This window comes from Neoaquamicrobium sediminum, assembly GCF_013240295.1.
Classification (GTDB): Bacteria; Pseudomonadota; Alphaproteobacteria; order Rhizobiales; family Rhizobiaceae; genus Aerobium; species Aerobium sediminum.
Map to the genome: position 1 here is coordinate 1,842,642 of NZ_JABETK010000002.1, position 26,923 is coordinate 1,869,564.

Annotated in this window: 27 protein-coding genes, 1 tRNA gene and 1 pseudogene; 15 read left to right on the forward strand and 14 right to left on the reverse strand. The window is 63.3% G+C overall.

Going from position 1 to position 26,923, the window contains the following annotated elements; translation table 11 throughout:
- Positions 1–2: 2 nt before the first annotated feature.
- The 9 genes from otsB (at position 3) to HK436_RS20920 (ending at position 7,576) form a co-directional block, all read left to right on the forward strand.
- Positions 3–839 (forward strand): trehalose-phosphatase, encoded by an 837-nt coding sequence (otsB, locus tag HK436_RS20880; RefSeq protein ID WP_173192828.1) that lies wholly within the window; start codon positions 3–5, stop codon positions 837–839.
- Positions 836–2,377 (forward strand): alpha,alpha-trehalose-phosphate synthase (UDP-forming), encoded by a 1,542-nt coding sequence (otsA, locus tag HK436_RS20885; protein WP_173192830.1) that lies wholly within the window; start codon positions 836–838, stop codon positions 2,375–2,377. Before otsB ends, otsA begins: the two co-directional genes overlap by 4 nt.
- A gap of 42 nt (positions 2,378–2,419) precedes the next feature.
- Positions 2,420–2,863, forward strand: coding sequence for a GNAT family N-acetyltransferase (locus tag HK436_RS20890; protein ID WP_173192832.1), 444 nt, complete (start codon positions 2,420–2,422; stop codon positions 2,861–2,863).
- Positions 2,864–3,023: 160 nt separating this feature from the next.
- Positions 3,024–3,785, forward strand: a complete 762-nt coding sequence (locus tag HK436_RS20895; RefSeq protein WP_173192834.1) for a 3-hydroxyacyl-CoA dehydrogenase — start codon at positions 3,024–3,026, stop codon at positions 3,783–3,785.
- A 17-nt stretch (positions 3,786–3,802) separates the two neighbouring features.
- Positions 3,803–4,960 (forward strand): CaiB/BaiF CoA transferase family protein, encoded by a 1,158-nt coding sequence (locus HK436_RS20900; RefSeq protein WP_173192836.1) that lies wholly within the window; start codon positions 3,803–3,805, stop codon positions 4,958–4,960.
- A gap of 36 nt (positions 4,961–4,996) precedes the next feature.
- Complete coding sequence (locus HK436_RS20905; protein WP_173192838.1) at positions 4,997–5,779, forward strand: HugZ family pyridoxamine 5'-phosphate oxidase; 783 nt, start codon at positions 4,997–4,999, stop codon at positions 5,777–5,779.
- 169 nt (positions 5,780–5,948) lie between these two features.
- Positions 5,949–6,257, forward strand: a complete 309-nt coding sequence (locus tag HK436_RS20910; protein WP_173192840.1) for an ArsR/SmtB family transcription factor — start codon at positions 5,949–5,951, stop codon at positions 6,255–6,257.
- A 66-nt stretch (positions 6,258–6,323) separates the two neighbouring features.
- A complete protein-coding gene (gene fosX, locus HK436_RS20915; RefSeq protein WP_173192842.1) occupies positions 6,324–6,755 on the forward strand; it encodes a FosX/FosE/FosI family fosfomycin resistance hydrolase in 432 nt (143 codons plus the stop codon).
- Positions 6,752–7,576 (forward strand): TrmH family RNA methyltransferase, encoded by an 825-nt coding sequence (locus HK436_RS20920; RefSeq protein WP_312860650.1) that lies wholly within the window; start codon positions 6,752–6,754, stop codon positions 7,574–7,576. Before fosX ends, HK436_RS20920 begins: the two co-directional genes overlap by 4 nt.
- A 9-nt stretch (positions 7,577–7,585) precedes the next feature.
- On the opposite strand, the gene HK436_RS20925 is transcribed toward HK436_RS20920, so the two are convergent.
- A complete protein-coding gene (locus HK436_RS20925; RefSeq protein ID WP_173192843.1) occupies positions 7,586–8,821 on the reverse strand; it encodes a coiled-coil domain-containing protein in 1,236 nt (411 codons plus the stop codon).
- 126 nt (positions 8,822–8,947) lie between these two features.
- Complete coding sequence (locus HK436_RS20930) at positions 8,948–9,538, reverse strand: DUF1134 domain-containing protein (RefSeq protein ID WP_173193696.1); 591 nt, start codon at positions 9,536–9,538, stop codon at positions 8,948–8,950.
- Positions 9,539–9,868: 330 nt separating this feature from the next.
- Here HK436_RS20930 and chpT point away from each other — a divergent pair, with 330 nt between their 5' ends.
- Positions 9,869–10,498, forward strand: a complete 630-nt coding sequence (chpT, locus tag HK436_RS20935; protein ID WP_173193698.1) for a histidine phosphotransferase ChpT — start codon at positions 9,869–9,871, stop codon at positions 10,496–10,498.
- 186 nt (positions 10,499–10,684) lie between these two features.
- Positions 10,685–11,053, forward strand: a complete 369-nt coding sequence (locus tag HK436_RS20940; RefSeq protein WP_173192845.1) for a response regulator — start codon at positions 10,685–10,687, stop codon at positions 11,051–11,053.
- 70 nt (positions 11,054–11,123) lie between these two features.
- Here the strand turns inward: HK436_RS20940 and ctrA are convergent, their stop codons facing one another.
- Positions 11,124–11,819, reverse strand: a complete 696-nt coding sequence (ctrA, locus tag HK436_RS20945) for a response regulator transcription factor CtrA (RefSeq protein ID WP_173192847.1) — start codon at positions 11,817–11,819, stop codon at positions 11,124–11,126.
- A gap of 444 nt (positions 11,820–12,263) precedes the next feature.
- Between ctrA and HK436_RS20950 the strand changes: the two genes are divergently transcribed.
- Positions 12,264–12,641: a flagellar export protein FliJ gene (locus HK436_RS20950; RefSeq protein ID WP_173193700.1), complete on the forward strand. Its 378-nt coding sequence runs from the start codon at positions 12,264–12,266 to the stop codon at positions 12,639–12,641.
- 644 nt (positions 12,642–13,285) lie between these two features.
- On the opposite strand, the gene sciP is transcribed toward HK436_RS20950, so the two are convergent.
- Complete coding sequence (sciP, locus tag HK436_RS20955; RefSeq protein ID WP_148916391.1) at positions 13,286–13,561, reverse strand: CtrA inhibitor SciP; 276 nt, start codon at positions 13,559–13,561, stop codon at positions 13,286–13,288.
- Between the two features lie 252 nt (positions 13,562–13,813).
- Here sciP and mnmA point away from each other — a divergent pair, with 252 nt between their 5' ends.
- Positions 13,814–15,001: a tRNA 2-thiouridine(34) synthase MnmA gene (mnmA, locus tag HK436_RS20960; protein ID WP_173192849.1), complete on the forward strand. Its 1,188-nt coding sequence runs from the start codon at positions 13,814–13,816 to the stop codon at positions 14,999–15,001.
- A gap of 45 nt (positions 15,002–15,046) precedes the next feature.
- Here mnmA and HK436_RS20965 read toward each other — a convergent pair whose 3' ends face one another.
- Entirely contained in the window at positions 15,047–16,000 is a 954-nt protein-coding gene (locus tag HK436_RS20965; RefSeq protein WP_173192851.1) for a Gfo/Idh/MocA family protein, read from the reverse strand.
- Positions 16,001–16,219: 219 nt separating this feature from the next.
- Here HK436_RS20965 and HK436_RS20970 point away from each other — a divergent pair.
- Positions 16,220–16,296 (forward strand) — tRNA-Met (locus tag HK436_RS20970).
- 272 nt (positions 16,297–16,568) lie between these two features.
- Here HK436_RS20970 and HK436_RS33100 read toward each other — a convergent pair.
- From HK436_RS33100 to HK436_RS21010, 8 genes and pseudogenes are all read right to left on the reverse strand, one after another.
- Positions 16,569–17,363, reverse strand: coding sequence for a DUF1206 domain-containing protein (locus HK436_RS33100; protein ID WP_173192853.1), 795 nt, complete (start codon positions 17,361–17,363; stop codon positions 16,569–16,571).
- A 264-nt stretch (positions 17,364–17,627) separates the two neighbouring features.
- Positions 17,628–18,290 (reverse strand): polyamine aminopropyltransferase, encoded by a 663-nt coding sequence (locus HK436_RS20980; protein WP_173192855.1) that lies wholly within the window; start codon positions 18,288–18,290, stop codon positions 17,628–17,630.
- 89 nt (positions 18,291–18,379) lie between these two features.
- Positions 18,380–20,192, reverse strand: a pseudogene (locus HK436_RS33640) (DEAD/DEAH box helicase).
- 128 nt (positions 20,193–20,320) lie between these two features.
- Entirely contained in the window at positions 20,321–21,385 is a 1,065-nt protein-coding gene (locus tag HK436_RS20990; protein ID WP_173192857.1) for an amidohydrolase family protein, read from the reverse strand.
- On the reverse strand, positions 21,382–21,570 hold the full coding sequence (locus HK436_RS20995) for a hypothetical protein (protein ID WP_173192859.1): 189 nt from the start codon (positions 21,568–21,570) through the stop codon (positions 21,382–21,384). The genes HK436_RS20990 and HK436_RS20995 overlap by 4 nt, the downstream gene beginning before the upstream one ends.
- Positions 21,570–22,823: an NAD(P)/FAD-dependent oxidoreductase gene (locus tag HK436_RS21000; RefSeq protein WP_173192861.1), complete on the reverse strand. Its 1,254-nt coding sequence runs from the start codon at positions 22,821–22,823 to the stop codon at positions 21,570–21,572. The genes HK436_RS20995 and HK436_RS21000 overlap by 1 nt, the downstream gene beginning before the upstream one ends.
- Positions 22,823–24,244, reverse strand: coding sequence for an FAD-binding oxidoreductase (locus HK436_RS21005; protein ID WP_173192863.1), 1,422 nt, complete (start codon positions 24,242–24,244; stop codon positions 22,823–22,825). Before HK436_RS21005 ends, HK436_RS21000 begins: the two co-directional genes overlap by 1 nt.
- A gap of 22 nt (positions 24,245–24,266) precedes the next feature.
- Positions 24,267–25,079 (reverse strand): creatininase family protein, encoded by an 813-nt coding sequence (locus tag HK436_RS21010; RefSeq protein ID WP_173192865.1) that lies wholly within the window; start codon positions 25,077–25,079, stop codon positions 24,267–24,269.
- Between the two features lie 313 nt (positions 25,080–25,392).
- Here HK436_RS21010 and HK436_RS21015 point away from each other — a divergent pair, with 313 nt between their 5' ends.
- Complete coding sequence (locus HK436_RS21015; RefSeq protein WP_280515737.1) at positions 25,393–25,782, forward strand: RidA family protein; 390 nt, start codon at positions 25,393–25,395, stop codon at positions 25,780–25,782.
- Between the two features lie 6 nt (positions 25,783–25,788).
- Here HK436_RS21015 and HK436_RS21020 read toward each other — a convergent pair whose 3' ends face one another.
- A complete protein-coding gene (locus tag HK436_RS21020; RefSeq protein ID WP_173192867.1) occupies positions 25,789–26,919 on the reverse strand; it encodes a mandelate racemase/muconate lactonizing enzyme family protein in 1,131 nt (376 codons plus the stop codon).
- Positions 26,920–26,923 lie beyond the last annotated feature (4 nt).

Here is a 26,923-nt window from a genome sequence, read left to right on the forward strand (position 1 = left end):
CGATGCCTGAAGACAACGAACTCGACCCCTACAGTACCGCCGTGTTCCTCGATTTCGACGGCACGCTCGTCGACATCGCCGATCGCCCTGACGCGGTGATCCTCCGCGCGGACATCCGCGATGCACTCGACCTGCTTCACGATGCGCTTGACGGCGCGCTGGCCGTCGTATCCGGCAGGCCCGTTTCCGAACTCGACAGCTTCCTTGCACCGCTGCGCCTGCCAGTCGCGGGCGTCCACGGCCTCGAAGTCCGCCACGGCGACACTGACGTGCAGCGCCACGGCTTTGATAGCGCAGCGCTGAATCGGCTCGTCGCATCGGCGCGCGCCTTTGCGGCCCACCATCCTGCCCTGCTGGTCGAGACGAAGGCAGGCTCCGTGGCGATCCATTATCGTCAGGCGCCAGAGCTGGGCGAGGCAGTAGAAAGCTTCGCCGATGACTGCGCACAGGCAGAGCCAGGCGTGGAAATCCTGCGCGGCAAGATGGTCGCCGAGCTTCGCTTGGGCGGCCGCAACAAGGCCGACGCGGTTTCCTATTTCATGGAACGGCCGCCCTTCGTGGGACGTACGCCCTGGTTCTTCGGCGACGACGTCACCGACGAGGACGGCTTTCGCCGCGTCAACGAGCTCAGCGGGCAATCGGTGAAGATCGGGCCCGGCCCGACGGCTGCTCGTCACAGCTTCAAGAGCATCGGCGCGTTTCATCGCTGGCTGGTGCGCGCTGCCGAAAGGGCAGCACTGGCAAAGACAATGGAGGAAGACGAAGTGACGGGAGGCAATCAGGCTCGCGGAACCAGACCCGGTATCCGCCCGGCCAGGACCATGGGGAACGTGACATGAGCAGACTGGTGATTCTTTCAAACCGCGTGGCCGACCTGCGCAAGACCAGCCAGTCGGGCGGGCTCGCGGTGGGCCTTGCCGATGCGCTGCGCCAGCGCGGCGGCGTCTGGTTCGGCTGGGACGGCGAGACGCTGCAGACCCAGCCCCGCGAGGCAACCGTCGAGCAGGTCGGCAATGTGCGCATGATCTCGGCCGCGATGACGGTCGAAGACTACATGAACTACTATGTGGGCTACGCGAACAGCGTCCTGTGGCCGCTGTTTCACTACCGGCTCGACCTCGTCGACTTCCACGCGCCCTATTTCGACGCCTATCAGCGGGTCAATGCCAACTTTGCCGGGCTGATCGCCCCCTACCTGCAGGACGACGACCTGATCTGGGTTCATGATTATCACTTCATTCCGATGGCCAACTGCCTGCGCCGCCTCGGCTGCCGCCAGCGCATGGGCTTCTTCCTGCACATTCCATTCCCGCCGCCGGACCTGCTGGCCGCCTCCCCGAACCACCGCTATCTCGTAGAGGCGCTGCTCGACTACGACGTGCTCGGCTTCCAGACGACAGCGGACACGATAAACTTCCGCCACTATCTGGAGGAATGGGGCGTGGGCGAAGTGCTCGACGAGCGCACGATCCGCTACAAGGGCCGCACCATCGCCATCGACCGCTACCCGATCGGCATCGACGTCGAGAGCTTCCGGGATATGGCCCGTAATGCGCCCGACGACGTGCGCATCGACAGCGCGCGCCGCGAAAAGCTCGGACGCAAGCAGATCATCGGCGTCGACAGGCTCGACTACTCCAAGGGCCTGCCCGACCGCTTCCAGGCTTTCGGCAAGCTGCTGGCGCAGCATCCCGAGCTGGAAAAGCAGGTGACCTTCCTGCAGGTCGCGCCGCCCACACGCGAGGACGTCAATGCCTATTCAGACATACGCGACGAGCTGGAGGGCCTGACGGGCTCGATCAACGGCCGCTTCTCGGACTTCAACTGGACGCCGCTGCGCTACATTCACCGCCCCGTCCCGCGTGAGACGCTGGCAGCCCTCTTCCGCGCCAGCCACGTTGGCCTGGTGACGCCATTGCGCGACGGAATGAACCTCGTCGCCAAGGAATTCGTCGCCGCGCAGGATGACGAAGACCCCGGCGTGCTGGTTCTTTCGCAATTTGCGGGTGCCGCCGAGGACATGACGGAAGCGCTGATCGTCAATCCCTACGACACGGACACGATGGCCGAAGCGATACACCAGGCGCTTGTGATGCCGCTGGAGGAGCGAAAGGCTCGCCACAAGGCGCTTCTCGATCATATCCTTCATCAGGACACGCAGCGGTGGCTGGCCACGTTCCTCAACGACCTTGAAACGTCCGGCGGCCATACCAACCCGCCCCCGACAGTCTCATCGCCGCCGACGCGGCCTGACCAGCGGGATTGCATCCCGTCGGCCGGGCGGCTATCAGGTCGACCGTCAGCACAAGGAGCCTTATGCGCAGCGACGTCATCACCGGTTTTCCCCGCGGGAGTGAACGGCCCAAGGGCCGAATGACACGTTGTGCGCCGCAGGCGCCTTACTGACGGAATATCTTACATGACCGAAAAACTACGCATCCGGGCCTATGGTCCGGACGACAGGCAGCGGCTGCTTGCCATCTGGCATGCCGCATCTCTGAAGGGGCATCCCTTCTTCACCGCCGATCAGCTTCGCGAACAGGCCAAGCTTGTCGGTGAAGCCTACCTGCCCAAGGCTGAAAACTGGGTTGCCACGCTTGCCGACGAGCCCATCGGCTTCATCGGCCTTCTGGACACCTTCATCGGCGGATTGTTCGTCGATCCTGCTCGCCATGGAACAGGCGCAGGTCGGCACCTTGTCGAGTACGCATTGTCGCTGAAGGGTGAGTTGTCGCTGGAAGTGTTCACCCTCAACACAAGCGCCATCGGCTTCTACCGCCATATCGGCTTCGTGGAGACCGGCAGACGCATCAGCAACGAGCACGGCATGCCGCTCGAACTGGTCGCGATGCGCAGTAGCTAGCGATACCCGGTCGCGGCGGCACGCCTGCCGCGACCGACCGCTTGCGCGTTCCGGAACACCGGTGAAAGGGCCATGCTCGCATCTTGCATCGCCCGGCAGGGCACCGCTAAGATGGTGTCAAATTGTTCTATTTCATAACAATATTTGCGGAGGAATTTCCATGAACCCATCAGGTCAGGTCGCGATCGTCACCGGCGGCGGCTCCGGTCTCGGCGAGGCGACGGCACGTGCGCTTGCCGCGAAGGGCGCGAAGGTCGCGCTGTTCGACATCGGCATCGAGCGCGCCGAGGCTGTGGCCGCCGAACTCGGCGGCATCGCGGTCAAGTGCGACGTCTCCAGGGCCGAGGCAGCGGAAGCCGCCATCGCCGAGGTCGCAGACAAGCTCGGCACGCCGCGGATCCTGGTCAATTGCGCCGGCATCGCCATCGCCATGAAGACCACGGGCAAGGACGGCGCCCACCCGCTCGACCTCTACCGCAAGGTTATCGAGGTCAATCTCATCGGCACTTTCAATATGATCCGGCTCTTCGCCGCTCGCGTCGAGCAGGCCGAACCGCTGGAGGGCGGCGAGCGCGGCGTCATCGTCAACACCGCTTCGGTCGCAGCCTATGACGGCCAGATCGGCCAGGCAGCCTATTCGTCCTCAAAGGGCGGCGTTGTCGGCATGACGCTGCCGATTGCCCGCGACCTTGCCCGCTCCGGCATCCGTGTCATGACGATAGCGCCCGGCATCTTCCGTACGCCGATGCTCGCCGGTCTGCCGGAGGATGCGCAGAAGTCGCTCGGCCAGCAGGTGCCCTTCCCTTCCCGTCTCGGCGACCCTGCGGAATATGGCGCGCTTGCCAGCCACATCGTCGAAAACCAGATGCTCAACGGTGAGGTGATCCGCCTCGACGGCGCGATCCGCATGGCGCCTAAATAAGCGCGGAACCGGCGGCGATGGAGGGGGCAGCCCGCAAGACCGGCCCATTGACCGGCTTCACCGTCATCGAAATGGCGGGGCTGGGGCCTGTGCCTCACGCCGGCCTGATGCTGGCCGAGCTTGGGGCGCGCGTTGTGCGCGTCGAGCGGCTGGCCAAGGAGCAAGCCTTCCTCAACCTGCCGCCGCAATACGACCTCGACAGGCACGGCCGCGAGATCATCCGCATCGACCTGAAGCGTGCCGAAGGCACCGCGCTGATTATGCGACTGGCAGCCGGCGCCGATGCGATCCTTGAAGGCTTTCGCCCCGGCGTCATGGAGCGGCTGGGGCTCGGCCCTGAACCGCTGCTCGCCGCAAACCCGCGTCTGGTCTATGGGCGGATGACCGGGTTCGGCCAGGACGGCCCGCTCGCTGCGCGCGCCGGACATGACCTGACCTATCTGGCGCTGTCAGGCGTGCTGCATACGATCGGTCCGAAGGACGGCAAGCCCGTGCCACCGCTTAACCTGGCAGCGGACTATGGCGGCGGCACGATGTTCCTCATCATGGGCGTGCTTGCCGCCCTGCTCGAAGCCTCGCGCTCGGGCAAGGGGCAGGTGGTAGACGCCGCGATGATCGATGGCGCGTCCATGCTGGCGGCGCCCTTCTTCGCCTTCATGGCGGCCGGCATCTGGCAGGACCGGCGCGGCGTGAACCTCCTCGATTCGGGTACGCCCTTCTACGACACCTACACCTGCGCCGACGGCCGCCATGTCGCCGTCGCCTGCCTGGAGCCGCAGTTCTTCGCCGAGTTCTGCCGCCTGCTGCCGCTGGACGAGCGCTTCGCGCGCGCGCAATACGACCAGTCGCTATGGCCGGACATGCGGGCTGCGATCGCATCACGGATTGCCGAGCGTCCACGCGACGACTGGGCAGCGCTGTTCGAGCCGACCGACGCCTGTGTCGCGCCGGTGCTCTCGCTTGGTGAAGCGCCGGCCCATCCGCACAACAGGGCGCGCCGCACGCATGTCGAGACCGACGGCCTCACGCGCCCTGCCCCGGCACCCCGCTTTTCCCGGACCATCACGACCGTTTCGCCGCAGGCCCTCCGTGACAGCGCAGCCACGCTCCGGGCGTTCGGCATCGACGAATCGGAAGCGGAGCATCTTGCCAGCGAGGGTATCGTCGGCCGATAATAAGACTTTCACAGTCAACTTATTGGAAGCGATCCGTTGTCAGAAAAGAAGAAGGACGTCCTGCGCGAAACCGACGATGAGGCGATTCGCCTCGCGCGCACGCTGTTGCGGTCCTCACGCTATGGCGCGCTTGCGGTACTCGATCCTGAAACGGGGGCACCGATGGCCAGCCGGGTCGCGGTTGCAACCGACCATGACGGCGCCCCCATCATCCTGATCTCGGCTCTTTCCGCCCACACTGGCGGCATTGTTGCCGATCCGCGCTGCTCGCTGATGTTGGGCGAGCCCGGCAAGGGCGACCCGCTCGCCCATCCGCGCATCACCATTGCCTGCAAAGCGGAGAAGATCGCGAAAGACGACCCGCGACACGGACGTATTGAGTGGCGTTTCCTCGCGCACAATCCGAAATCGAAGCTTTATGCTGGGCTGGGCGACTTCGCCTTCTTCCGCCTCGTTCCACAGCGCGCCAGCCTCAACGGCGGGTTTGGCAAGGCTTATGCGCTGACCGTCGATGACCTGATGATCACCGGGTCATCTCTCGACGCGATCGCGGCGGCCGAGCCGGGCGCGGTCAAACATATGAACGAGGACCATGGCGACGCGATCGGCCGCTACGCGATCCATTTCGGCAAGGTGCGAGAGCCCGGCGACTGGATCATGACGGGTATCGACGCCGATGGCTTCGATCTTGCCTCTGGCGACCGCACGATGCGGATTTTTTTTCAAAAACCTCTCGTCGACGCCCACGATATGCACAAGACACTTGTCGCCATGGCTGTCGAGGCTCGCCAGGCGCTATCGGCAATTGGTCCAGTTTGAAGCAAGCGGTGCGCAATGATGAAACTGTCTCATAAACGCTTGTTATCTTGGAAGTTTGCGCTATACGTTAGGTTGCAGGCAGGTAATAACTGGGCCGATTTACAACCTGCCTTTCGTTCGATGTTGTTGCCCCCACAACGTCTTCGAAAGATGCGGCAACGGGGATACGATGGTTTCTGATCAGCTTGTCGACAACGCCGACATGGTTGCCGAGTTTCTGTCTGCCATCGGCAACGGAAAAAGGCTGGCGATCATGTGCCACCTCCTGAGCGGCGAAATGTCAGTCGGTGAAATTGCGGAAAAAGTGGACTTGAGCCAGTCTGCGCTGTCGCAACATCTGGCAAAGCTTCGCGCCATGGGCCTCGTGGAGACCCGTCGCGAGCGGCAGATGATCTTCTATTCCTGCTCCTCGGCAAAGGTGCGCGAGGTGCTGGTGACGCTCGACGGCATTTTCGGCGCAAGGGCCGCAGCCGAGTAGGATTGCCACTGCGCCGACCCGAGTTTACCTCTGCCGGTATCCGCTCGCGAATCCGGGAGAGCCACTTTGGCGCAAGGCCTCAGCCACATCACCTTTATCGTCCGCGATCTTGACCGCATGGAAACAATCCTGTCGTCCGTGCTCGGTGCCCGCAAGGTTTACGATTCCGGCGACGATACCTTCTCCCTGTCCCGTGAACGCTTCTTTCTGGTCGGCGACGGCCACAACGCCGTGTGGATCGCAACGATGGAGGGCGATGCGCTACCTTCGCGCACGTACAATCATGTCGCCTTCAAGATCGACGATCCCGACTACGATGCCTGCCTCGCTCGCGTGACAGGCCTGGGTCTGGAGATGCGCGAGAGCCGGCCGAGGGTCGCGGGCGAAGGTCGGTCGATCTATTTCTACGACGACGACAACCACATGTTCGAGCTGCACACCGGCACTCTGGAAGAGCGCCTGAAGCGCTACGCCAGGGGCACGGGAGACGCCGCGTGACGCAAGGCGGCTACGACCCGGCAACGGCGATTCGCATCGAAAGCCCCGACGACCCGCGCATTGCCGCCTACCACGCCATCCGCGAGCGCGACCTTGTCGGCCGGGAGGGCCGTTTCATCGCCGAGGGCAAGGTTGTCCTGAACGTGCTGTTTTCCGCCCGCCGCTTCGCGGTCGAATCGGCGCTGATCCTGGAACAGCGCCTTCTCGGAATGGCTGAAACACTGACGCGCGCGCCCGCAGACATGCCGGTCTATGTCGCATCGCAATCCGTCATGGATGCGGTCGCGGGCTTCCATATCCACCGCGGCGTGCTGGCGCTGGGCCGTTGTCGCGCCGAAGACGACCCCGGGGAGATGCTCGCCGGCCTGCCCGCCGATGCGTTGGTCGTCGCACTTGTCGGCATTTCCAACCACGACAATATGGGCGCAATCTTCCGCAACGCCGCGGCTTTCGAGGCAGATGCGGTGCTGCTCGATCCGAGCTGCTGCGATCCGCTATACCGCAAGGCGATCCGTGTTTCCGTGGGCGCAGCGCTCAAGGTGCCTTTTACCCGGATATCCGGCGAGGCAGCGCTGGTCGACATGCTTGCCCGCCACGGCTTTCGCCAGTTCGCACTGTCCCCATCCGGCAGTCGCGCCGTCGATACCGTGAACCGCGAAGGCCGTACGGCGCTTTATCTCGGCACCGAAGGCGCCGGCCTGCCGCCTGCCCTGATGGCGCGCATGGAAACGGTGCGCATTGCGATGTCACAAGACTTCGACAGCCTCAACGTCGCCGCCGCCTCGGCCGTCGCGCTCCACCGGCTGTGGCGGGACCAGTAGAGATAACCGTCAGCGTGGCGTGGCTGCGGCTTTCTGAAGCGCACGAATGCGCTCTGCGAGGCTCGGCATGCCGCTCCTGCTCTCGCCCGTGTCGGCCGCCAGCGCCTTGTGTATCGGCGAATCCGGCTCATCCAGCATCGCCGTCAGGTTGACCACCTCGGCCGCCAGATCGTTGATCTGCTCGCGCAGCACCGCGCTCTCGCGCCGCTCTTCGTCCCAGCCGTCGGAACTGGCGCGCTCCACGCTGTCGAGCGAAGCCCGCAGCTTCTTGTTCTCGCGTGTCAGCACGGTCAGCCGCTCTTCCAGCCGCTTCCGGTCGCTTTCCAGTTTTGCCGTCGCCTTCTCGACATCACCGCCGGTTGCACCGGCAACCAGTGTCGAGAGCCGCACCGTCAGCTCCGCCACTTCCGCCTCGAGCTTAGCGCGTTGTTCCTGTTCTTCGGCCAGTGCCTGCTGAAGGTCGTGCTCGGTCGCGCCGCCGCCCTTGACCTGGTCACGCAGCCTCGCCAGTTCCCGCTCGCGCCGCTCCAGCTTGTCGTCCCGGTCAGAAAGCGTGGTCGTCAGGCGTTCCACCTTCTTTTCAAGCGCGGCATGTTTCTTCTGCTCCTCGCGCAGCGCATCGCGCGCTGCCTTGTGCTCGGCAACGACCTCGCGAACCCGCCTGTCGGCTTCCTTGCGTTCGTTGCGCAGCGTCGCGACATCGTCGGTGAGCTTTTCCAGCTTCGATTCCTGCGCCACGATCTCGATCTGGCGGCTCGACGCGCTGAAGCTTGCCTCGTCATACATGCGACCGAGCTTTTCTAGCTCGATCGCCCGTTCACCCAGCATACGTTCGTGCTCGCCGAGCCGATCGGTAAGCCGCTGGAGTTGCTCCTCGCGCTGACGCAGCTCTGTGCGCAGTTCCGCAGCGCGTGTTTCCATCTGGGTGACGGCGGCGTTCTTCTCGTCGCGCTCCTCGGCGATACGCTTCAGCTCGTCACGATTTCTATTGATCTCGACGATCTGTTCCGACGCCTTCTCGCGAAACGATTTGAGGCTCATTTCGAGCCGCCGCGTCGACATCGCGAATTCTGCCCGCAGCCTGTCCTTGTCGGCCTGGATCTCATCCATGGTCAGCGGCACAGACGCCTCGATGCGCTTGCGCGTCAAGGCGACCGCCCGTCGCCAGATGGCTGGTGCCACCATCAGCGCGAGGAATGCCGCGCACAGGAAACCGAGAATGAAGAAGAGCGTCGTCTGGATCACTGCGTTTCGTCCAATCCACGCCGCGCGGCGCGCGGAACCCAGGCTCTATGTGCCACGGCGGGACAGCAGGAATCCAGTGCCGTGCGCGCCGTTGCGCACGGTAAGGTTAAATGAGCGGGCGCACGCTCAGAAGGGATTCCAGGTCGGCGACTGCGTCAGCTTCAGATAGCCGACGTTCAGCCCGAGCCTTGCGCCTACGCCGGTACGCACCGGCACCAGCAGGACCGGGCCGTTCTTGAGCACGGTGAACCCGAGCCCCGCCACCACATAGGCAGAACCCGCAACGCCGGCATAGCGGCGATAAAGCGCAGGAATGCTGTCGAGGTTGTAGACCAGGATCATCGTGCGCGAGCCCTGCCCGCCGAAATCCCATCCCAGCGAAGGGCCCTGCCAGAAGACGGAATGGTCACCCACGTTCTTGGTGTAAAGGGTGCCTTCGCCAAACGTCAGGCCGCCGATCAGCGCGCCGGAGCCTTCCTCACCGAGGATGTAGCCATTCGGCATGCCGTAGGATGAAAAGATCTGTTCGACCACCGAGGCGAGCCCGCCGGATGTGGTGCCGAAGAACTGGTGCCCGGAATCGAGCACCTCCTGGGCCGTATAGGCCTCACCGGCCGCAGCCCGGGCCGGCAGCGCCGTCGATGTCGCGGCAGCCACGGCAAACAGCATCGCAGCTACCACGCTGATCACGTTTCGAGGAAAGAGCCTGCAGAACATGCCTTCTATCTCCGTATCGAACTGCCCCACCGCGTCGCGGCGCATGCGGACCTTCGGGACCGCATCGACACGCCAATATCATTCAAACTATGACCGAAACCTTATCCAATCATTAACCATTGGCCTGCCGGCCGCCGAAACGCGTAAACCGTTGCTTTACCGAAGCGTATTGGAGCGACTTGCCAGCGGTGGTCGTTCGGGTTTCCTTGTCGCGCTGCCTTCCTTGTGTAACCAATATCCGGCAATTGAAGGGGTGATTCGCCAGCGGCGCACGGCGCAACGCTGGTGTTTTGTATGAACCGAAAGACAGACGACAGGGACGCTTTCCGCATGGCCGATATTTTGACCCTTTCCGCACCGGATCTCGCGGCCCTTCTCTGCAGCAGGGTCTGTCACGACATCATCTCCCCTGTGGGCGCGATCAACAACGGCCTCGAACTGCTCGATGAAGGCGGCGCCGACGAAGACGCCATGCGCCTCATCCGCACCAGCGCGCGCAACGCCTCGGCGCGGCTGCAGTTTGCCCGCATCGCCTTCGGCGCGGCTGGCTCAGCGGGCATGCAGATCGACACTGGCGACGCGGAGAGCGTGGCGACCGCCTTCCTCGCCAACGAGAAACCTGAATTCGAGTGGCAGGGTGCCCGCGCGCTCCTGCCCAAGAACAAGGTTAAGTTGCTGCTCAACCTGATACTGGTCGCCAACGCCGCAATTCCGCGCGGCGGCAAGCTGACGGTTCAGCTTCACGATCTGGATACCGCGCCGCGCTTCACGCTGACGGCCAACGGACCGATGGTGCGCGTACCGGCCCGTTTCCTGGAACTCCATTCGGGCGTCAAGTCGGACGAGCCGATCGATGCGCATGCCGTTCAACCCTATTACACCCTGCTTCTGGCGCATGAGGCGAGCATGACGATTTCCATGCGGGCCAGCCCCGAAGAGATCGTGCTGACGGCAGCCTGAGAGCTGCTTCCAGCTCACATGGAGACAGGTTTGCCGGGCTTGCGTGCGAGGCGGTTACGGCCGATTTTGCACTAAGCCTGTATGCGCAGCGTTTAACGCATTTTTAGCTAGGCAATTACGGTGATTTTTACCGAAAGCCCCTAGTCTGCCCGCAATGCAAGTCGGTGTGCATGAAAGGGGTGGACTATGAAGCGCTGCATGATCGTCGATGACTCGAGCGTCATCAGGAAGGTCGCAAAGCGTATCCTGAGCGGTCCGGAGATGACCGTGACTGAGGCTGGGCTGGCCGTGGAAGCACTGGCCATCTGCGCAAGCGACATGCCCGACATCATCGTGGTGGATTCAAGCCTCCCCGACATGATGACTGACGAGTTCATTCGCCAGGCAATGTCGATCAGTGAACTCTACACCCCGTATATCGTCATCTGCATGACCGAATTCGACGTCGGTACGATCATGCGTGCCAAGCGGGCCGGTGCAAAAGGCTATATCCTGAAGCCATTCAATCGCCCGCAGCTCCTCGAGCGTTTCCGCGAGATGCAGGTCGCAGCGTAGCGAACAGCCCAATGAAACAGGGCCGCTGACGACGTCGACGGCCCTGAGATTCTGTGAAGCGCTAGTCGCTTTACGCGCTTTCGCGGATTTCCTCTGGCTCACGCAGCACATAGCCGCGGCCCCAGACCGTCTCGATGTAGTTCTGCCCGCCGGATGCGGCATCGAGCTTCTTGCGCAGCTTGCAGATGAAAACGTCGATGATTTTCAGTTCCGGCTCGTCCATGCCACCATAAAGGTGGTTCAGGAACATTTCCTTGGTGAGCGTCGTGCCCTTGCGCAGCGAGAGCAGCTCCAGCATCTGGTATTCCTTGCCGGTCAGGTGCACGCGCTGACCGCCGACCTCGACCGTCTTCGCGTCGAGATTGACCAGGAGATCGCCGGTGTTGATGACCGACTGCGCATGCCCTTTCGAGCGGCGTACGATGGCATGGATGCGCGCAACCAGCTCGTCCTTATGGAACGGCTTGGTCATGTAGTCGTCGGCTCCGAAACCGAGGCCGCGCACCTTGTCCTCAATGCCGGCCATGCCGGAGAGGATCAGGATCGGTGTCTTGACCTTGGAAAGCCGCAGCGTCCGCAGCACCTCGTAACCCGACATGTCGGGCAGATTGAGATCCAGCAGGATGATATCGTAGTCGTAGAGCTTGCCCAGATCCACGCCTTCTTCGCCGAGATCGGTCGTATAGACGTTGAAGCTCTCCGATTTGAGCATCAGCTCGATGCTTTGTGCGGTCGCACTATCGTCTTCAATGAGCAGAACGCGCATTAATGTCCCCTTTCCCGCCGCCAGACCGGGTTCGGCATGCTTCCGGCACCGGAACAGTGATTTTCTGAATCGGAACCTGCCACGCAATGGTTAACAAAATATGATTCCGCATGGCAAGCGATATTAACCCTTTTCAGCTACTGCCCGTACCTTCTTGAATCTAAATGTTAATCCCATGAGCCGTGAGCTCATGTGATGGTTGAGCAAATTCCGGCAAGTGACTCAATATGAGTCATTTTGTCGGCTCGACCCTCGGTTGAGCATCTTTACCCGCCCTTAAGTCCTCTGCGCTATGATTAACAATGCGCGTAAACGAATGGTTACCAAGAGCGCAGGGTTAGTAATTTGTTTCCAGATTGCCCCGATAGTGACGGACGGGGCGCGTAGCGGGAGACAGGCGCCGCGTTTGACGGTGCGTAGTATGCGTTTCGGGAGTAGCGAGTGATGAAGTCACGTGAGAACCTGGTGCGGCTCAAGCAGTTTCAGGTCAACGAGAAGCGCAAGCAGCTCTTGCAGCTCGACATGATGATTGCCGAGTTCGATCGTATGGCGACTGAGCTGGATTTGCAGATCGTGGCGGAAGAAAAGAAGGCGGGGATCACCGATACAGGTCATTTCGCCTATCCGACCTTCGCCAAGGCGGCACGGCAGCGCCGCGACAATCTCAAGAATTCGCAGGCTGACCTCCAGCAGCAGCGCGAAGCCGCCGAGTCGGCACTGAATGAAGCCGAGGCCGAGCTTTCCAAGGCCGAGATGCTGGAATCCCGCGACGGACGCGGTCGAGACGTAGACAGCGGCGGTCGCAGTGCGATGATCGGCTAGGTCGTCCCCGCCCGCTGGGCGGCACGACCATCGAATGCAGCCGGCGCGCTTCAGCGCCGCTCGGAAACGGACAGGGCTGACGTTATATTGTGCACCCCTCCCTTTCACTCCCTGCCTTGCCCGAGATGAAAGCGCCTGTTGCCACCCCGTGGCTTAAGGTTGGCGCTGGGAACACCTGCTAACGTTTCCTCCCTCAAGGGCACGGCTGGCACATCCCGCAGCCCGAGCTTAGCGCAGGCTATCCAAACCTCCATTCAGCAGCACGGCTGTGTGTCGGCGGGGTACGTCCTTTGAGGCTACCCCGAGCTTGTCGAATAAAATTGTCGAAGCGCGCTTTTTGCCGTGACAAGCCGTGCCGCGGGTCACGCGGCCAATGGGTCCAGCTCGGCGGTCGCTAAGCTCCCCTGGCCGGGCTGACGGCGGCAGGGTGAGCGCTATTCGCTGGATGCACTGAAAAGTCGCGTGAGCGAGAATCTGCTCGCGTGCTGGCCACAGCGGGTCGCCCGTCGTCCGGCGCCCTCGCGGAGCGCCAGCGATCCAACCAGTCGGCCGCAGGCCGCAAGCCCGACCGGGCGTCGGAGCTGACGCGAGGCCCTGGCGGTGGGCCAGCGAGCAAAGCGAGCGATGCGGCCCGTGAGCGAAAACTAATGTCGATATTGCTGGATGCGTGTCGTGCGAAGGCCGGCGAGGCCATATTCGTCGATCGAAGCCTGCCAGGAGAGAAATTCCTCCACGGTCAGCTTATAGCGCTGGCACGCCTCCTCGAGGCTGAGCAGGCCGCCGCGAACCGCGGCAACAACTTCGGCCTTGCGTCGGATGACCCAGCGCCTTGTATTGGTGGGCGGCAAATCCGCAATGGTAAGCGGGCTGCCATCCGGCCCAATCACATATTTGACCCGCGGTCTAACCAGATCGGTCATCGTACTCTCTAACGCAAACTCTAGGACCTAATCACGCTGAGCCTAACCCGGTGGTTTTAAAAAATGGCTAAGCACGCCATAATGCTTAAGTAACGATTATGAATCCCGCGTTAGGCTTTTCGGGCTCATTTAAGTCGAATGTGAACCAACGCTTTTCCCGGCCTCGGCCGTGGCGGCGGCACGAGCCTTGACCTATATTGCGCGCGGGGGCATGAAGCCGCCGAAACCAGACCGAAGCGGAACGAACGCGCCATGAACAGCCTCGATCTCCCCGGCCGCCCGGAAGAGACGCGCATCGTCGTCGCGATGTCGGGCGGTGTCGATTCCTCAGTCGTCGCCGGCCTTCTCAAGCGTGAAGGCTACGACGTCGTTGGCGTCACGCTGCAGCTTTACGATCATGGCGCCGCAACGCACCGCGCCGGTTCCTGCTGTGCGGGCCAGGATATAGACGACGCACGCCGGGTCTCCGAGACGCTGGGCATCCCGCATTACGTCCTCGATTACGAGAAGCGCTTCAAGGAAGCGGTGATCGATCCATTCGCCGAAAGCTATGTGGCGGGCGAAACGCCGATCCCGTGCGTCTCGTGCAACCAGACGGTTAAGTTCGCCGACCTGCTGGAAACCGCGCGCGAGCTCGGCGCCGACGCGCTCGCCACCGGCCACTATATCCGCAGCAGGGCCAATGGTGCCCATCGCGCACTTTATCGCCCTGTGGATGCCGACCGCGACCAGAGCTATTTCCTGTTCGCCACCACGCAGGCGCAGATCGATTTTCTGCGGTTTCCTCTCGGCCATTTGTCCAAGCCGCAGGTGCGCGCTGAGGCTGAGGCCATGGGGCTGGTCGTCGCCAACAAGCAGGACAGCCAGGACATCTGCTTCGTGCCGCAGGGCAAGTATTCCGACATTATCGCGAAGCTGAAGCCGACCGCGGCAACGCCCGGCGACATCGTCCACATCGATGGCCGCGTGCTCGGCAGCCACGAGGGCATCCTGCGCTATACGATCGGCCAGCGGCGCGGCATCGGCGTCGCCTCCGGCGAGCCTCTTTATGTCGTCCATCTCGACGCGGATCGCGCGCGCGTGATCGTCGGCCCGCGCGAAGCGCTGGAAACGCACAAGATATATCTGCGCGACCTGAACTGGCTGGGAGACGAGGCCCTCTCCGCCCTGCCCACAGGCGGCCTGGAGCTGTTTGCCAAGGTGCGTTCGACCCGTCCGCCACGGCCGGCCGTGCTGCACCATCGCGACGGCGCGAGCTGGGTCGAGCTTGTCGATGGTGAATCCGGCATCGCGCCCGGTCAGGCCTGCGTGCTCTATTCGGACGATGGCGACGACGCCCGCGTATTCGGCGGCGGCTTCATCGAGCGTTCGGAGCGCGGCGCGGAAGCCGAGGCGATGCTGTCGCGTCTCGCTGCCCAGCCGGCACGCCAGAGCGCCTGAGCCGAACAGGCAGCGGCATCTTCGTCTGGCCGAAAAATTCTTGAATCAATCGTGGGTGACGGTTCCCGCCGTCAGGATGCGCAGCACGCCGATCGCTTCTTCGCCGTCGGTGCGCGGGTTGGCGCGGGTCTGGATGCAGTCGATGAAATGCTCCAGTTCGCGTGTCAGCGGCATGCCCGACGTGACCGGCACGTAGGACGGCTCGTTGGTCGTGAACGCCCAATGGCCGCTGTCCTGCCAGACGGCGTGGCGATAGACGGCGAGCTTGCGGTCCCAGGGTTCGACGTCGTCGAAGACGGCCATCGCCTTGGTGCCCACCACGGTCAGCCGGCGCTCACGATAGGGATTGAGCCTGGACGTGAAGAGATGGCTGCGCAAGCCACCGGGAAAGCGCATGTGAAGGTGCGCGAAATCGCTCAGATGATCGAGCAGCGCGGCGCCCTCGCCGCGGATTTCCGTCGGCGGTGCGCCGGTGATGGCGAGGATCATCGACAGGTCGTGCGGCGCCAGGTCCCACAGGGCGTCGTTCTCGGTGTGGAACTTGCCGAGACCAAGCCGGTGGGAGTGGATGTATTTGACCGTGCCGAGCTCGCCGGCATCGATGAGTTGCTTGAGCTGCTCGAAGGCGGGGTGAAAGCGCAGCACATGGCCAACCATGAAGACGCGTTCATTGGCCTTGGCGGCGGCAACGGCGCGTTCGGCGTCCGGCACCGTGAGCGCGATCGGCTTCTCGACCAGCACGTCCTTGCCGGCTTCCACGGCTCGGATCGCGGCGGCGGCATGGTGCTGCGGCGGCAGCGCCATCACGATCGCATCGACGTCGTCGCGGCCGTAAAGCTCGTCCGGGTCGACCGCGATGCAGTCCTGCTCACTCGCGAATCCCTCCGCCCGTGCAGCGTTCGCATCCGAAACGGCATGCAACGCCCCAAGCGATTTGAGGGTGCGGATGTGGTTGGAGCCCCAATAGCCGCATCCGAGGACGGCGATACGCGGTTTCATGAACCCTGTAGCTGGAAAATGTCGACGCCGAGACATAGTCGCGCGGCCAGCCGAACTCAACCCCGCCACGCATGAAAAGCGGCAATGCGCACCGCAACTTTTCGCACGCGCACAATGCTTGACAGCGCCGCCACCGCCCCCTTATATCCGCCCGACCTTGGCAATCGCCCTGCCGCCCCGGAAACCGACCGGCGACAGATTTCAAAGCGAGCGCAGCGGGGCGGAGTAGCTCAGTAGGTTAGAGCAGAGGAATCATAATCCTTGTGTCGGGGGTTCGAATCCCTCCTCCGCTACCATCAAGCCCCACACCCGCTTGACCCGATTGGGATAGGCTCGTCAGGCTTGGCGATCTTAACCCACGCGATGTGAAGGTCGGCCGTTTCGCCTTGTTCGACATGGGCGGCACAGCAGTCAGGATCGATGACGATGATCCGAAAACTTGCCTGATCGTTCCCGATCTAGATACCGAACTGGACAAACATCACGCCGGCCCCTGCGCGGCGTCGATTTGCTCAGTAATCATACTGCACGCATCGTACCGCCGCATACGGACCGCGAGCTGACGGTGTCAGATACGGACATCGTCAAGGTCGACGCGTCGGTAGATCGCTTCGGCAAACGAGTATGCCGCGAAGGCAATGAGGCCGACACCCATCAGGGAGAGCAACAGCCAGCCCAGCGGAAGCCCCTGCACGAACTCAAGCGCAGCTTTCGAACTCGCCTGTTCCCCACCGCGCACCGAGCGCGTTGCGAGGAGGAAGGCCAGCACCAGGAAGATGATCCCCCGCGCGATCAAACCTGTCTTGGCGATCGGGTGAATGACACGCATCGTTTTGTCATCGGCGTTTATGTATCGGGCGTAGCGCTTGCCGACCGCCTTGATGAGATGAGCCACACCCACGCCCGCTAGCGTTATGGCCAGGGCGGCAGCAACCCAGCGTGCGCCCACGAAGCCGGCAAGGGTGTCGGCCCAGCCGCCCTCACCTCCTCCGCTCCCGAGGCCTCCAACACCCGCAAGCGACAGACTGTAGGAGGCAAGGACGCCGTAGGTGATACCGCTGACCAGCAGTCCGCCACGGATTGGAAGGCCCTTGGCTCCTGTGCCGTGGTTGTCGGTGTCGAATCCCGCCTGAATGAAGCGCCAGAGGGAATAGAAGATCAAACCGGCGATCAACAGATAGGCAATGACACTCCCGCCGACGCCGGAAAAAAGCACCGACAGCGCGTCGCGTGAGCCCATGGTTCTGCCGCTCCCGACAGCAGCCAACGCGGCGAAGAAACCAATTACCGCGTAGATCAGTCCTCTAGCTGCATACCCCGCACGGGCGAGCGGTCGGAACCAGTTCTTCACCTCATTGGCCACGACGCTCTCCTGCTGGCGCGCGTTTCAATGGGAGATGAATGCTCCAAGAGATCAGTCGTTCCGTGGCACCAGGGCTTGCCGGGGGACGAGACGGGATCTGCAGTGTCTTCACGGAAAACGCTGGCGGCGCTGACCCCTGTGGCAGTCGATTTCGATGGTTGGGGGTCCGGGTCGAGGGAATAGCTCGAGAAGTCGGCAAAGCCTGGGGAGGCCAAGAAAGAAACATCCACCCCTCGTAAACCCAGGGGGATGATTGGCTTGGATTCACCGCAAGCGCTTCGTGGCGAGCCACACGAGGTGCCTCGCACCACCAGCGCGCACGCGCACCTCCTCGACCTCCAGACCGGCTTGCCGCAGACGTTTTGCAAACCGTTGATCTGGGGCGGCAGACCAAATGGCCAAAACACCGCCGGGATTGAGCGCCGCCTGCGCGGCAGCCAGTCCCGTTGCGTCATAGAGCTGGTCGTTCTCCGAGCGGGACAGCCCATCCGGGCCATTGTCGACATCGAGCAATATGGCGTCGAACGGCCCATTGTGGCGGATCACCGGCGCAACGTCGCCTTCGTGAAGGATGACCCGCGGATACGTCAGACTTGCGCCATGAACGTCGGCGAGCGGGCCCTTCGCCCAGGCGATCACGCTCGGCACCAGTTCGGCGACGATAATCTCACACTGCTCGGAAAAATGCGCAAGTGCTGCCCGTAGCGTAAAGCCCATGCCGAGACCGCCGATCAGGATCCGGGTCCCGTCACGCTTACCGATCCGCTTTGCCGCCAGGATCGCCAGCTGCTCTTCAGAGCGGCCCCGGCGGCTGTTCATCAACTCGGTCGTGCCCGACATGATGGAAAACTCGTCGCCCCGTTGCATGAGCCGGAGTTCGCTCCCGCCGGGGACCGGGGCTCGATCCACTTGCTTCCACGCCAGCATGCTATGTCTTCATCTGTAAGGAAAACCAGGTTGTGCTTAAGGTTGGTCACGCTCATGTCTTCATGAACGAGGCGCGCCCATAGGCCCGTTCAGCCGGGGCGCTTCGGTTTGCCCTTGTTTTTCCGGGCATTGCCGGAATCGGCAGCGGCCGCCTTGCCACGGTGCGCAGGCTTCTTCCGCGTCTTTGCGTCCTTGCGGGCTTTCGGTTTGGCCTGCCAAGCTCTCTCGCGCACCTGACCAGCCGGCGCGATGATGATACCGCGTTCGGTGCTACCAGGCCGATTGATCTGCTCCGCAAACGCGGCTGCCTTGTCGGCGGCGATCTCGAACCGGGTTTGTGCATCCTCGATCCTGATCGCGCCGACGTCGCGTTTGGTCACACCGCCTGCCTTGCAGATCATCGGCAGCAGCCACTTCGGGTCGGCGCGCTGCTTGCGACCAAGCGATAGCGTGAACCAGACGCCACCCTCCATGTCTGGCCCCCGGGGCTCTCGCGCGGCGGCTGGGCCGCGCTCTTGCCCGTTCTTTTTGTCATACTTAGACTTTTTCGCGTGAAGCTCGGCCGCAGGCAGAGGGGTGAGGTCTTCCGGCACAGGGCGCGATGCGAGCTGCAGGCGCAGGAAGGCCGCGGCTATGCGCTCCGGAGCGACCTTCGCAAGCAGGTCCGCCACGAACGCGGCTTCTGCTTCGTCCGGCTCGGCAGTGGCAAGCGCGGCGTCCGTTATGTCTTTGCGATACCGCGCCTCGATTTCGGCGATGCCGGGCGCGGTGCGCTCGACAGCCGTCAATTTGGCCAGCGCAAGGACGCGCTGCGCCGCGCCGCGCCTGTGTTGCGGCACGATGAGGACACACACGCCCTTGCGGCCTGCACGTCCCGTCCGGCCGGAGCGGTGGAGAAGCGTTGCGGGGTTGCTCGGCACATCCGCATGGATGACGAGGTCCAGGTTCGGCAGGTCGATCCCTCGGGCCGCGACGTCGGTTGCCACGCAAACATGTGCCCTGCCGTCTCGCATCGCCTGTAGCGCGTTGGATCGCTCCGACTGGGCCATTTCTCCCCGAAAGCGAAACCACGGAGAAGCCACGGTTGGAAAGGCGTGCGGTCAGGTGGCGCACGGCCTCGCGTGTGTGGCAGAACACCAGCGCGCTCGTGCTGTCAGAGTTGAGCAACGTGTTGATGACGGCGTGTTCGCGATCGTCACGCCGTACGAGCATCAATTGATATTCGATGTCGGCGTGTTGTTCAGTCGAGGCGGTCACCGCCACGCGTTGCGCATCCTTCTGAAAGGTTTTCGCCAGGTCCGCGATGCCACGCGGCACAGTTGCCGAGAACATCAGCGTCCGGCGTTCCACCGGCGCCGCGCCGAGGATGTATTCGAGGTCTTCGCGGAAACCGAGATCGAGCATTTCATCGGCCTCGTCGAGCACCACGACGTGCAGCCCTCCAAGGTCCAGCGCGCCTTTTGCGATGTGGTCGCGCAGGCGCCCGGGCGTGCCGACGACTAGATGCGCGCCGCGCTCAAGAGCCCGGCGTTCCTTGCGCATGTCCATGCCACCGACGCAGGTCGCAGTGTGAATGTGCGCCGCCCCATAGAGCCAGTCGAGTTCCCGCTGCACCTGAAGCGCCAGCTCGCGAGTCGGCGCGATAACGAGACCCAACGGCCTCTCCGCGGGACCGAAATGGTCAGCGCTCCCCAGCAGACTTGAGGCAATGGCGATGCCGAAGGCGACCGTCTTGCCCGAACCGGTTTGAGCCGAAACCAGCAGATCGGCTTCAATATAGCGCTGGCTCGCCATCTCCAACTGGACCGGCGTGAGATTTTTGTAGCCCTTCGCCTCGAGCGCTGAAGCAAGGGATGGATGGATGGATGGCGGGGAGGAATGGGCGTCGTGGGCTGCGGTCATCTTGGGAAACCTCTGTGAGCGCGCCGCATACCATAGCCGGCGTGTCGACGCCTAAGGATTCCTGAAATATCCGACCTTGATGATTGCTCGCGCCAGCTTTGCATCCGGCAGGCGGCGCAGTCGTGGCGCTAGTGCGAGGACATAGCGTCGTGAAGGGATCGGCACCCGGCGTATGTTCCGCCGCTGACGAGTTCAGCCACTTCACCGGTTTCCCAGATCAGCAGCGCATCGGCCGGACTGCGGTCGACGGGCGACAGGGACTGACCGAGGGCCTTCGCCGCGTTTTGCATCACGAGCGGAAGCCTGTCGCCCAAAGACGGCTTGAGGTGGGCGGCCAAGACCCCCATGGCGAGCGTGCGTTTTGGATCGTGGATGCCCACCGGGCAGAACGCATCCTGGACGTTGTCGGTACCGAACGCCACGTTGACGCCAGCAGCTAGAAGCTCGGAGACGGCCGTCAGCCCACGCTCGCGCGGAATCGTTCTGTCCCGATCCTGCAGATAGAGATTGCTCGACGGCAGCGCGACCACAGAAAGGCCAGCGCGCGCCGTCAGCTCGATCCGCTGCTTCCGCACATCCTGCTCGATGACGGTAAGATTGCAGGCGTGGCCGCACAGCACCGGCCCGGCATGAGCGGTCCTGACTGCTTCGCGGGCGATGAGTTCGAGCCCGTCGAGCTCCGGCGAAAGGCCTTCGTCGACATGAAAGTCGAGCGCGAGGCCATGCCTGGCCGCAACGCTGAACATGTTGTGGATACCGGCAGCTCTTTCAGGCTGATCGAAGACGAACGCGCCCAAGGCACCTCCGGATTGAGCGATGGCCCGGCCAACGGCCTGCGAATAGCCGGCATCTGCCATTGATGCGATGGGCAGCAACGCGGCACGCTGGATAGTGATTTGGTCGCGCCAGTCCTCAGCAAGATCCCCGATCACACGCCACGCTAAAGGCAGGCGGTCAGGGTCACGGATATCGACCTCCCAGTCGACATGGGTGCGCACCATGCGCGTGCCCGCGGCAACCATCTCTCGGATACCGCGCTCCGCGCGTCCGCGCAGATCGTCATATGTCCAGTTCATCTTGTCCGCCGATTGCGCCGTGATGGCGTCGAGCAGGCTTCCACCGGCGAAATCGAGGCGTTCGATCGTGAAGCACTTGTCGAGATGGCAATGCGGCTCGACGAAAGGCGTTGTCACGAGACGCCCCCAAGATCGGTATCGACCGGGCCATCCTGCGACATGCCGGCGACCGACCCATCGCGGACGACCAGATTACCGGCGAGACAGTCGCGGTCGCGCCGCCCTCCGAAACGCTGCGCGTCGGCGACAAGCGACGCCGGCACCCGCGCATTGCCCAGCACCGCATCCAGCCGCGCCGTCATCAGGCGACCCGCTGCCCCTTGGGTGCCGCCGAAGCCGCCGCTAACCACCGTTTGAACGAAGCACCCACGGTGCCGTCTGAAATCTCCTGCGTGGCCGGAGTATAGCCGGCAGCAATCATCTTGCGGCCCAGCATGTGGTCGGCGGGCCGGTTGACGCTGTCGATGGCAATCAGTCTTCCCTGTCCGAAATGGTAGACGGCGAAAGCGCCCTCGCCCGGATCACCCGCAACCACGTGCTCGTCCGCGTCCATGGAGAGTCCAACCATCTGCAGCTTCATGTCTGCGATGTCGGACCAGAACCACGGCACCGCCGTGTAAGGCTCCTGATGCTTGCCCACGATCACGCCGGCCAAATGCCTTGCCTGGTCGGTGGCGTTCTGCACGGATTCGAGCCGGACGAGACGGTCGAGCTGCCAGTGCGGGAAACGCACGCAATCGCCGATGGCGAAGATGCCTTCCGCCGAGGTGCGCATCTGCGCATCGACGACAATGCCCCCGTCGACGGCAATGCCGGCCTCAACGGCCAATGCGACATCTGGATCAGCCCCGATGCCGACTACCACCATGTCGGCCGAAATTTCATCGCCGGACTGCGTCCGCACGGCGCTGACGGCTCTCGATCCCAGAAACTCGGCAGCCGCAGTACCAAACCGGACATCCACCCCTGCCCCCGCCAGCCGCGCGAGAACGTGTTTCGAGATCACCGGCGAGACTGCCCGCGCAAGCAATCTCTCGCCGATTTCGAGGACGGTCACGCCTTTGCCGGCAGCTGCCATCGTGGCCGCGATCTCGAGACCGATGAAACCACCGCCGACGATGACGACATTGCGCGCCGTCGCCATGGCCGATTTGATCCGACGAGCATCTGTCGCCGTGCGCAGCTCAAAGACGCCATCGAGATCACATCCCTTCACCGCCGGGCGGCGCGGGACTGCCCCCGTTGCCAGGACGAGCTTGTCGAACGCAATCGCCTCCCCATCCACGATGCAGAAGCGAGCCGTGGCGTCGATCCGCTCCACCCGCTTGCCGGGGCGGTAGTCGATCGCATTGTTGACGTAGATCGCTTCGCCGCGAAGCGGCTGGAGATTGTCTTCGGTTCCCTTGAGAAACGCCTTTGAGAGCGGTGGGCGGTGATAGGGATACTCAGGCTCGTCGCCGATCAGCATGACCGACCCCTCATAGCCCTCTTGGCGCAACGAAACGGCAAGCTGCGATCCGCCATGCCCGGCCCCGACGATGACGACGCCCGTCATCACGAAGCCTTCCGCACCGGCTGGTGAGGCGGCAGCGCCTCGATCTCGTCGGGCGTCAGATGCTTAACCTCATCCCAGAAGCGCGACTTCGGCGAATTGAGCAGGCCGTGCGGGTCGAGCCGCTTCTTCCATGCCAGATGGCGGAAGTCTGGTTTCATCGACCCGCCCTCGACATAGGGCACGTGCGGATTGGATGTCGGGCAGCCATGCTCGTCGTAAACGCGCGCGAGCTCGAACAGTCGCTCGTCGCTCGTGTAGCGCACCACTGGCAGGTCGAAGGCGACGAGCTCGCCGTTGAGAAGCGCGAACTCGTGGTGCATGAGAACCTCGTCGCCGAAAATGCGCCGGAGCGGATCGATCTTCGCACTGTCGAGCGGCGCGCGGACGGTGACCTGTAGATTGGTCACCGAGCGATCCTGCTTCAGCACCTGCAGTGTCGTATGGTTGTAGGAGAATTCGGACAGGGCCGGCAGGCCGGAGGCCTTCATCGCCGCATCGTCCAGCTCAAGTTCTGTCGTCCCGCCATGCTCTTCGATCAGGCGCAGGGCGTCCGCGAGATGCTCGTCGGCGACCATCACCAGAAGGAGGTCGCGCCCACGGCTGGAGATGTCACCGAGTTGCCTGATCGACGAGGCGATACGTCCGTCGACAGTGGTCAGGAGCTTCAGGTTCAGTTCCCGCGCCGAACCCAGCGCAATGCCGGCCTCGAAAGCCTGCTTGTAGGTGTCGAACGACGCGATCACGTTGATCCAGCGCGGCGACGGCACAGTGCGCAGGACCAGATCGGTGATGATGCCGTTCAGCCCCCACGCGTGGTGGATCGCGGAGATGTCCTTGCCAGAGAACACATGACGCTGCGGCTCCTTCTCGATCGACAGGACGCCGATACTTTCCACATTGCCGCCATCGCGCAGCATGCCATGCCGGATCGAGCCGATACCACCCGAACCGCCGGCGATGAAGCCGCCAATGGTCGCGATTGCCTCGGTCGACGGGAACAGGGGCAGTGCGCGCCCGTGATCGGCGAGCGCTTCGTTGATCGCGCCGATCTTCGCGCCGGCCTCGACATGCACGGTGGCCGGTCCGATCTCGAGGACCTGGCCGACGCCGGTCATGTCGATGATAAGGCCACCCTCCATGGGCACGGCCTGCCCGTAATTGCCGGTGCCGCCGCCACGAACGACCATCGGCACATTCCACTCGACAGCCACGGCGATGCAGCGTTTGAGCTCCTCGACCGACTTCGGCGCGGCGACCAGATCGCCGAAGCAGGAGGCGAGTTCCCGGTTGAGGATCGGGCTGTACCAGAAGAAGTCGCGCGAACGCTTCTTCACGATGGACGGCGTGTCGAACGTTTCCACATCGCCCAGCGCCGATGCAAAGGCGCTCCAGTCGATGTCGTTCTTGCCTGAAATGGACATGTATTTCCTCCGGCGTTCTTCTTCAGCGGGAGCGGTTTTGCCGGTCCTGCTGATCGCAGAACCGGTCGAATTCGGACAGGAATGCAGCGAAGTTGCGTGCGGCGGTCGCAAGCAGCTCCTCGCCCAGTTCGGCAGTCGCCGCTGAGGCATCGCCACAGGCGCCAGGTACGCTGAGATCCTCGATTGTCCATGCCGGTCGGGCGCGGCCGGGTGTAAGTCCGATATGGCGGAACTCCTCCTGCCAGCCTTCGGCCGCATTGCCGAAATCGGCGGCGGCATCCATGGCGACGAGGTCCGGCTTCAGTGCCAGCATCGCGCTGGTCTCGACCAGGCCGGCGTGGATGCCAAAGGAACGCTCACGGGCATCGCCATGCCGGTCGGCCTCGTTGAAATTGTACCAGTTGCAGGTCGCGACATGCAGGCCGTGCTCCACCTTCAGGTCGCGCGCGGCGATGTCGAGCACCGGCGCGTTGCCGCCATGGGCGTTGAGCAGCACCAGCCGGCGAAAGCCGGTCCGCGCGAGGCTCGCGGCAATGTCCGCCAGAAGCCGCAGCATCGTTTCGGCGGAGAGGCTTATCGTGCCGGGTATCGCGCCATGCTCGTTGCTCTTGCCATAGGCAAAGCCCGGCATGGCCAGCACCGGCAGCTCTGCCGGCAGATGCGCGAGCGAGCGCTCCAGCACTGCTTCCGCCAGATCGCGGTCGACCGACACCGGCAGATGCGGGCCATGCTGCTCGATGGCGCCAACCGGCAGCACCGCGATCGTGCGGCTTCGATCGATGGATGCGAACTGCGCGCGTGAAAGATCGGCCCATCGGGCGAGATGGCGCGTCATGACGGCATGCTCCCATTGGATGATGGCAAGGTGCGGCCGAAGCGCGAGAAGCGTCGCCGATCGATTCTATAGTGGGGGATATTCATGAGGCTTTTTCCGAACATCTCGCTTTTCCGCTGATCGCCATGCGACCGGTCGAATTGCGGCTCGTTCCGTAAAAGCCCTGTGCCATGGGGTACCGCAATGTCATCGAAGGCGGCTGCACTGTCAAGCTCCTGCCACCGTGTCAGCCACCGGCGAAACGGTTCCGCAACAACCACTTCTGTCCTATGGCTTGGCGCAGCATCAACCAACCCGGCAGGGAGATTCGACATTGCCCAAATCCGTCAACGCAGGTGACATAGCGGCCCCCTTCTCCAACTACAGTCACGGCATGCTGGTGTCGGCCGGAAGCGACGTGCTGTTCTGTTCCGGCCAGCTTGGCAACGCGCCCGATGGCAGCGTTCCGGAAGGTTGTGCCGCGCAGGCGGAGCAGTGCTTTGCCAATGCCGAGGCGATCCTGCGCGCCGCCGGCATGGGTCTTTCCGATGTCGTGCGCATCAATGCCTATGTGACGGCGCGCGAGCATATGGCTCCCTATATGGAGGTTCGTAACCGGCTCTTTGCCGAGCCCTATCCCGCATCCACGCTAGTGATCGTGTCCGGCTTCTCGCGACCCGAATTTGTGGTCGAAGTCGAGGTGGTCGCAGCGCGCAAGCCCTGACGCCGCCTACTGGTAAGATGCGCCTGGAATGAACGGATATTTCTCGATCACCTTCTCGTCTATCTCGACCCCGAGTCCCGGCGCATCCGGCGCGAGAATGGTCCCGTCGACGATTTCGAACGGGGTGCCGAGCTCATCGCGGAATGCGTTGATGGCGGAGACATCCGCCTCGTAGATAAAGGCATTCGGCGCCACCGAAAGCACATGGGTGGACGCAGCCGTGCTCAGCACCGATGCGCTCGTGTGCGGCGCGAACTGAAGGTGCCATGCGCCTGCCAGGGCAGCAATTTTCAGGATCTCGGTGATACCGCCCGTCTTGCAGCAATCCGCCTGCACGAACTGAATGACCTCCTCGCTGATGAGTGTTCTCAGTTCATGCCGTGTGAAATGGTTCTCGCCGGCCGCCAGCGGCGTCGCCGTCAGGTCGCGCAGACGCCGGTAGCCCGGCAGGTTGTCCGGCGTGAACGGCTCCTCCAGCCAGGCAAGGCGACCTGCCTCGCAGACCTCGGCGATGCGGGCGACGTCGGCGGTGCGGTAGCGGGTGCCGGCGTCCGCCGCAAGCGTGATCTCGGGACCGAATGCCGCCCTGACTGCGCTCACGCGCTCGAGGTCCTTCTCAAGCGTATCGCCGACGCGCAGCTTCATGAAGTCGTAGCCGCGCGCGATGAACCCCTCTATCTCTCGCTTGAGATCGTCCACCGGCTGGAAGCCAAGGCTGATGCCGCCGGCATAGGCGCGGATCGGCCGCCTCTTGCCGCCGAGCAGCCGATAGACCGGCTGGCCGAGGTCCTTGCCCTTGATGTCCCACAGTGCAAGGTCGACCCCGCTCAGCCCGATCACCGCAGCAGCTCCCGGCCCGTGGGTCGCTATGTAATGCCTGTAGGACTTGTCCCAGATCGCTTCGGTCTCGTGCGCGTCCATGCCGATGAGCGATGGGCCGAGCGCATCGTTGATGAATGCGGCAATCGTACTCGGCGTCTGCGCGTGGTGGGCCTCGCCGTAGCCGACAATGCCGCACTCGGTCTCGATCCGCACCAGCACCATGTCGCGCTTGGCGGACCGCCCGACGGCGAAAACCGCTCCGCCCGGAGTCGGGCAGGACAATGCGAAGGCCTGGATACGCTTGATCTTGGTCATGTGC

Bases quoted from the DNA above. Each gene is read 5' to 3' on its own strand.
- HK436_RS20995 (WP_173192859.1), bottom strand. From the start codon at position 21,570: ATGACGGCGCGGCTGGATGCGGTGCTGGGCAATGCGCGGGTGCCGGCG.
- HK436_RS20980 (WP_173192855.1), bottom strand. From the start codon at position 18,290: ATGCTGGCGTGGAAGCAAGTGGATCGAGCCCCGGTCCCCGGCGGGAGC.
- otsA (WP_173192830.1), top strand. From the start codon at position 836: ATGAGCAGACTGGTGATTCTTTCAAACCGCGTGGCCGACCTGCGCAAG.
- HK436_RS20890 (WP_173192832.1), top strand. From the start codon at position 2,420: ATGACCGAAAAACTACGCATCCGGGCCTATGGTCCGGACGACAGGCAG.
- HK436_RS20895 (WP_173192834.1), top strand. From the start codon at position 3,024: ATGAACCCATCAGGTCAGGTCGCGATCGTCACCGGCGGCGGCTCCGGT.
- HK436_RS20910 (WP_173192840.1), top strand. From the start codon at position 5,949: ATGGTTTCTGATCAGCTTGTCGACAACGCCGACATGGTTGCCGAGTTT.
- HK436_RS20900 (WP_173192836.1), top strand. From the start codon at position 3,803: ATGGAGGGGGCAGCCCGCAAGACCGGCCCATTGACCGGCTTCACCGTC.
- HK436_RS20950 (WP_173193700.1), top strand. From the start codon at position 12,264: ATGAAGTCACGTGAGAACCTGGTGCGGCTCAAGCAGTTTCAGGTCAAC.
- HK436_RS21000 (WP_173192861.1), bottom strand. From the start codon at position 22,823: ATGACGGGCGTCGTCATCGTCGGGGCCGGGCATGGCGGATCGCAGCTT.
- mnmA (WP_173192849.1), top strand. From the start codon at position 13,814: ATGAACAGCCTCGATCTCCCCGGCCGCCCGGAAGAGACGCGCATCGTC.
- HK436_RS21005 (WP_173192863.1), bottom strand. From the start codon at position 24,244: ATGTCCATTTCAGGCAAGAACGACATCGACTGGAGCGCCTTTGCATCG.
- HK436_RS20930 (WP_173193696.1), bottom strand. From the start codon at position 9,538: ATGTTCTGCAGGCTCTTTCCTCGAAACGTGATCAGCGTGGTAGCTGCG.
- HK436_RS20940 (WP_173192845.1), top strand. From the start codon at position 10,685: ATGAAGCGCTGCATGATCGTCGATGACTCGAGCGTCATCAGGAAGGTC.
- HK436_RS21020 (WP_173192867.1), bottom strand. From the start codon at position 26,919: ATGACCAAGATCAAGCGTATCCAGGCCTTCGCATTGTCCTGCCCGACT.
- otsB (WP_173192828.1), top strand. From the start codon at position 3: ATGCCTGAAGACAACGAACTCGACCCCTACAGTACCGCCGTGTTCCTC.
- HK436_RS20965 (WP_173192851.1), bottom strand. From the start codon at position 16,000: ATGAAACCGCGTATCGCCGTCCTCGGATGCGGCTATTGGGGCTCCAAC.
- sciP (WP_148916391.1), bottom strand. From the start codon at position 13,561: ATGACCGATCTGGTTAGACCGCGGGTCAAATATGTGATTGGGCCGGAT.
- ctrA (WP_173192847.1), bottom strand. From the start codon at position 11,819: ATGCGCGTTCTGCTCATTGAAGACGATAGTGCGACCGCACAAAGCATC.
- HK436_RS21010 (WP_173192865.1), bottom strand. From the start codon at position 25,079: ATGACGCGCCATCTCGCCCGATGGGCCGATCTTTCACGCGCGCAGTTC.
- chpT (WP_173193698.1), top strand. From the start codon at position 9,869: ATGGCCGATATTTTGACCCTTTCCGCACCGGATCTCGCGGCCCTTCTC.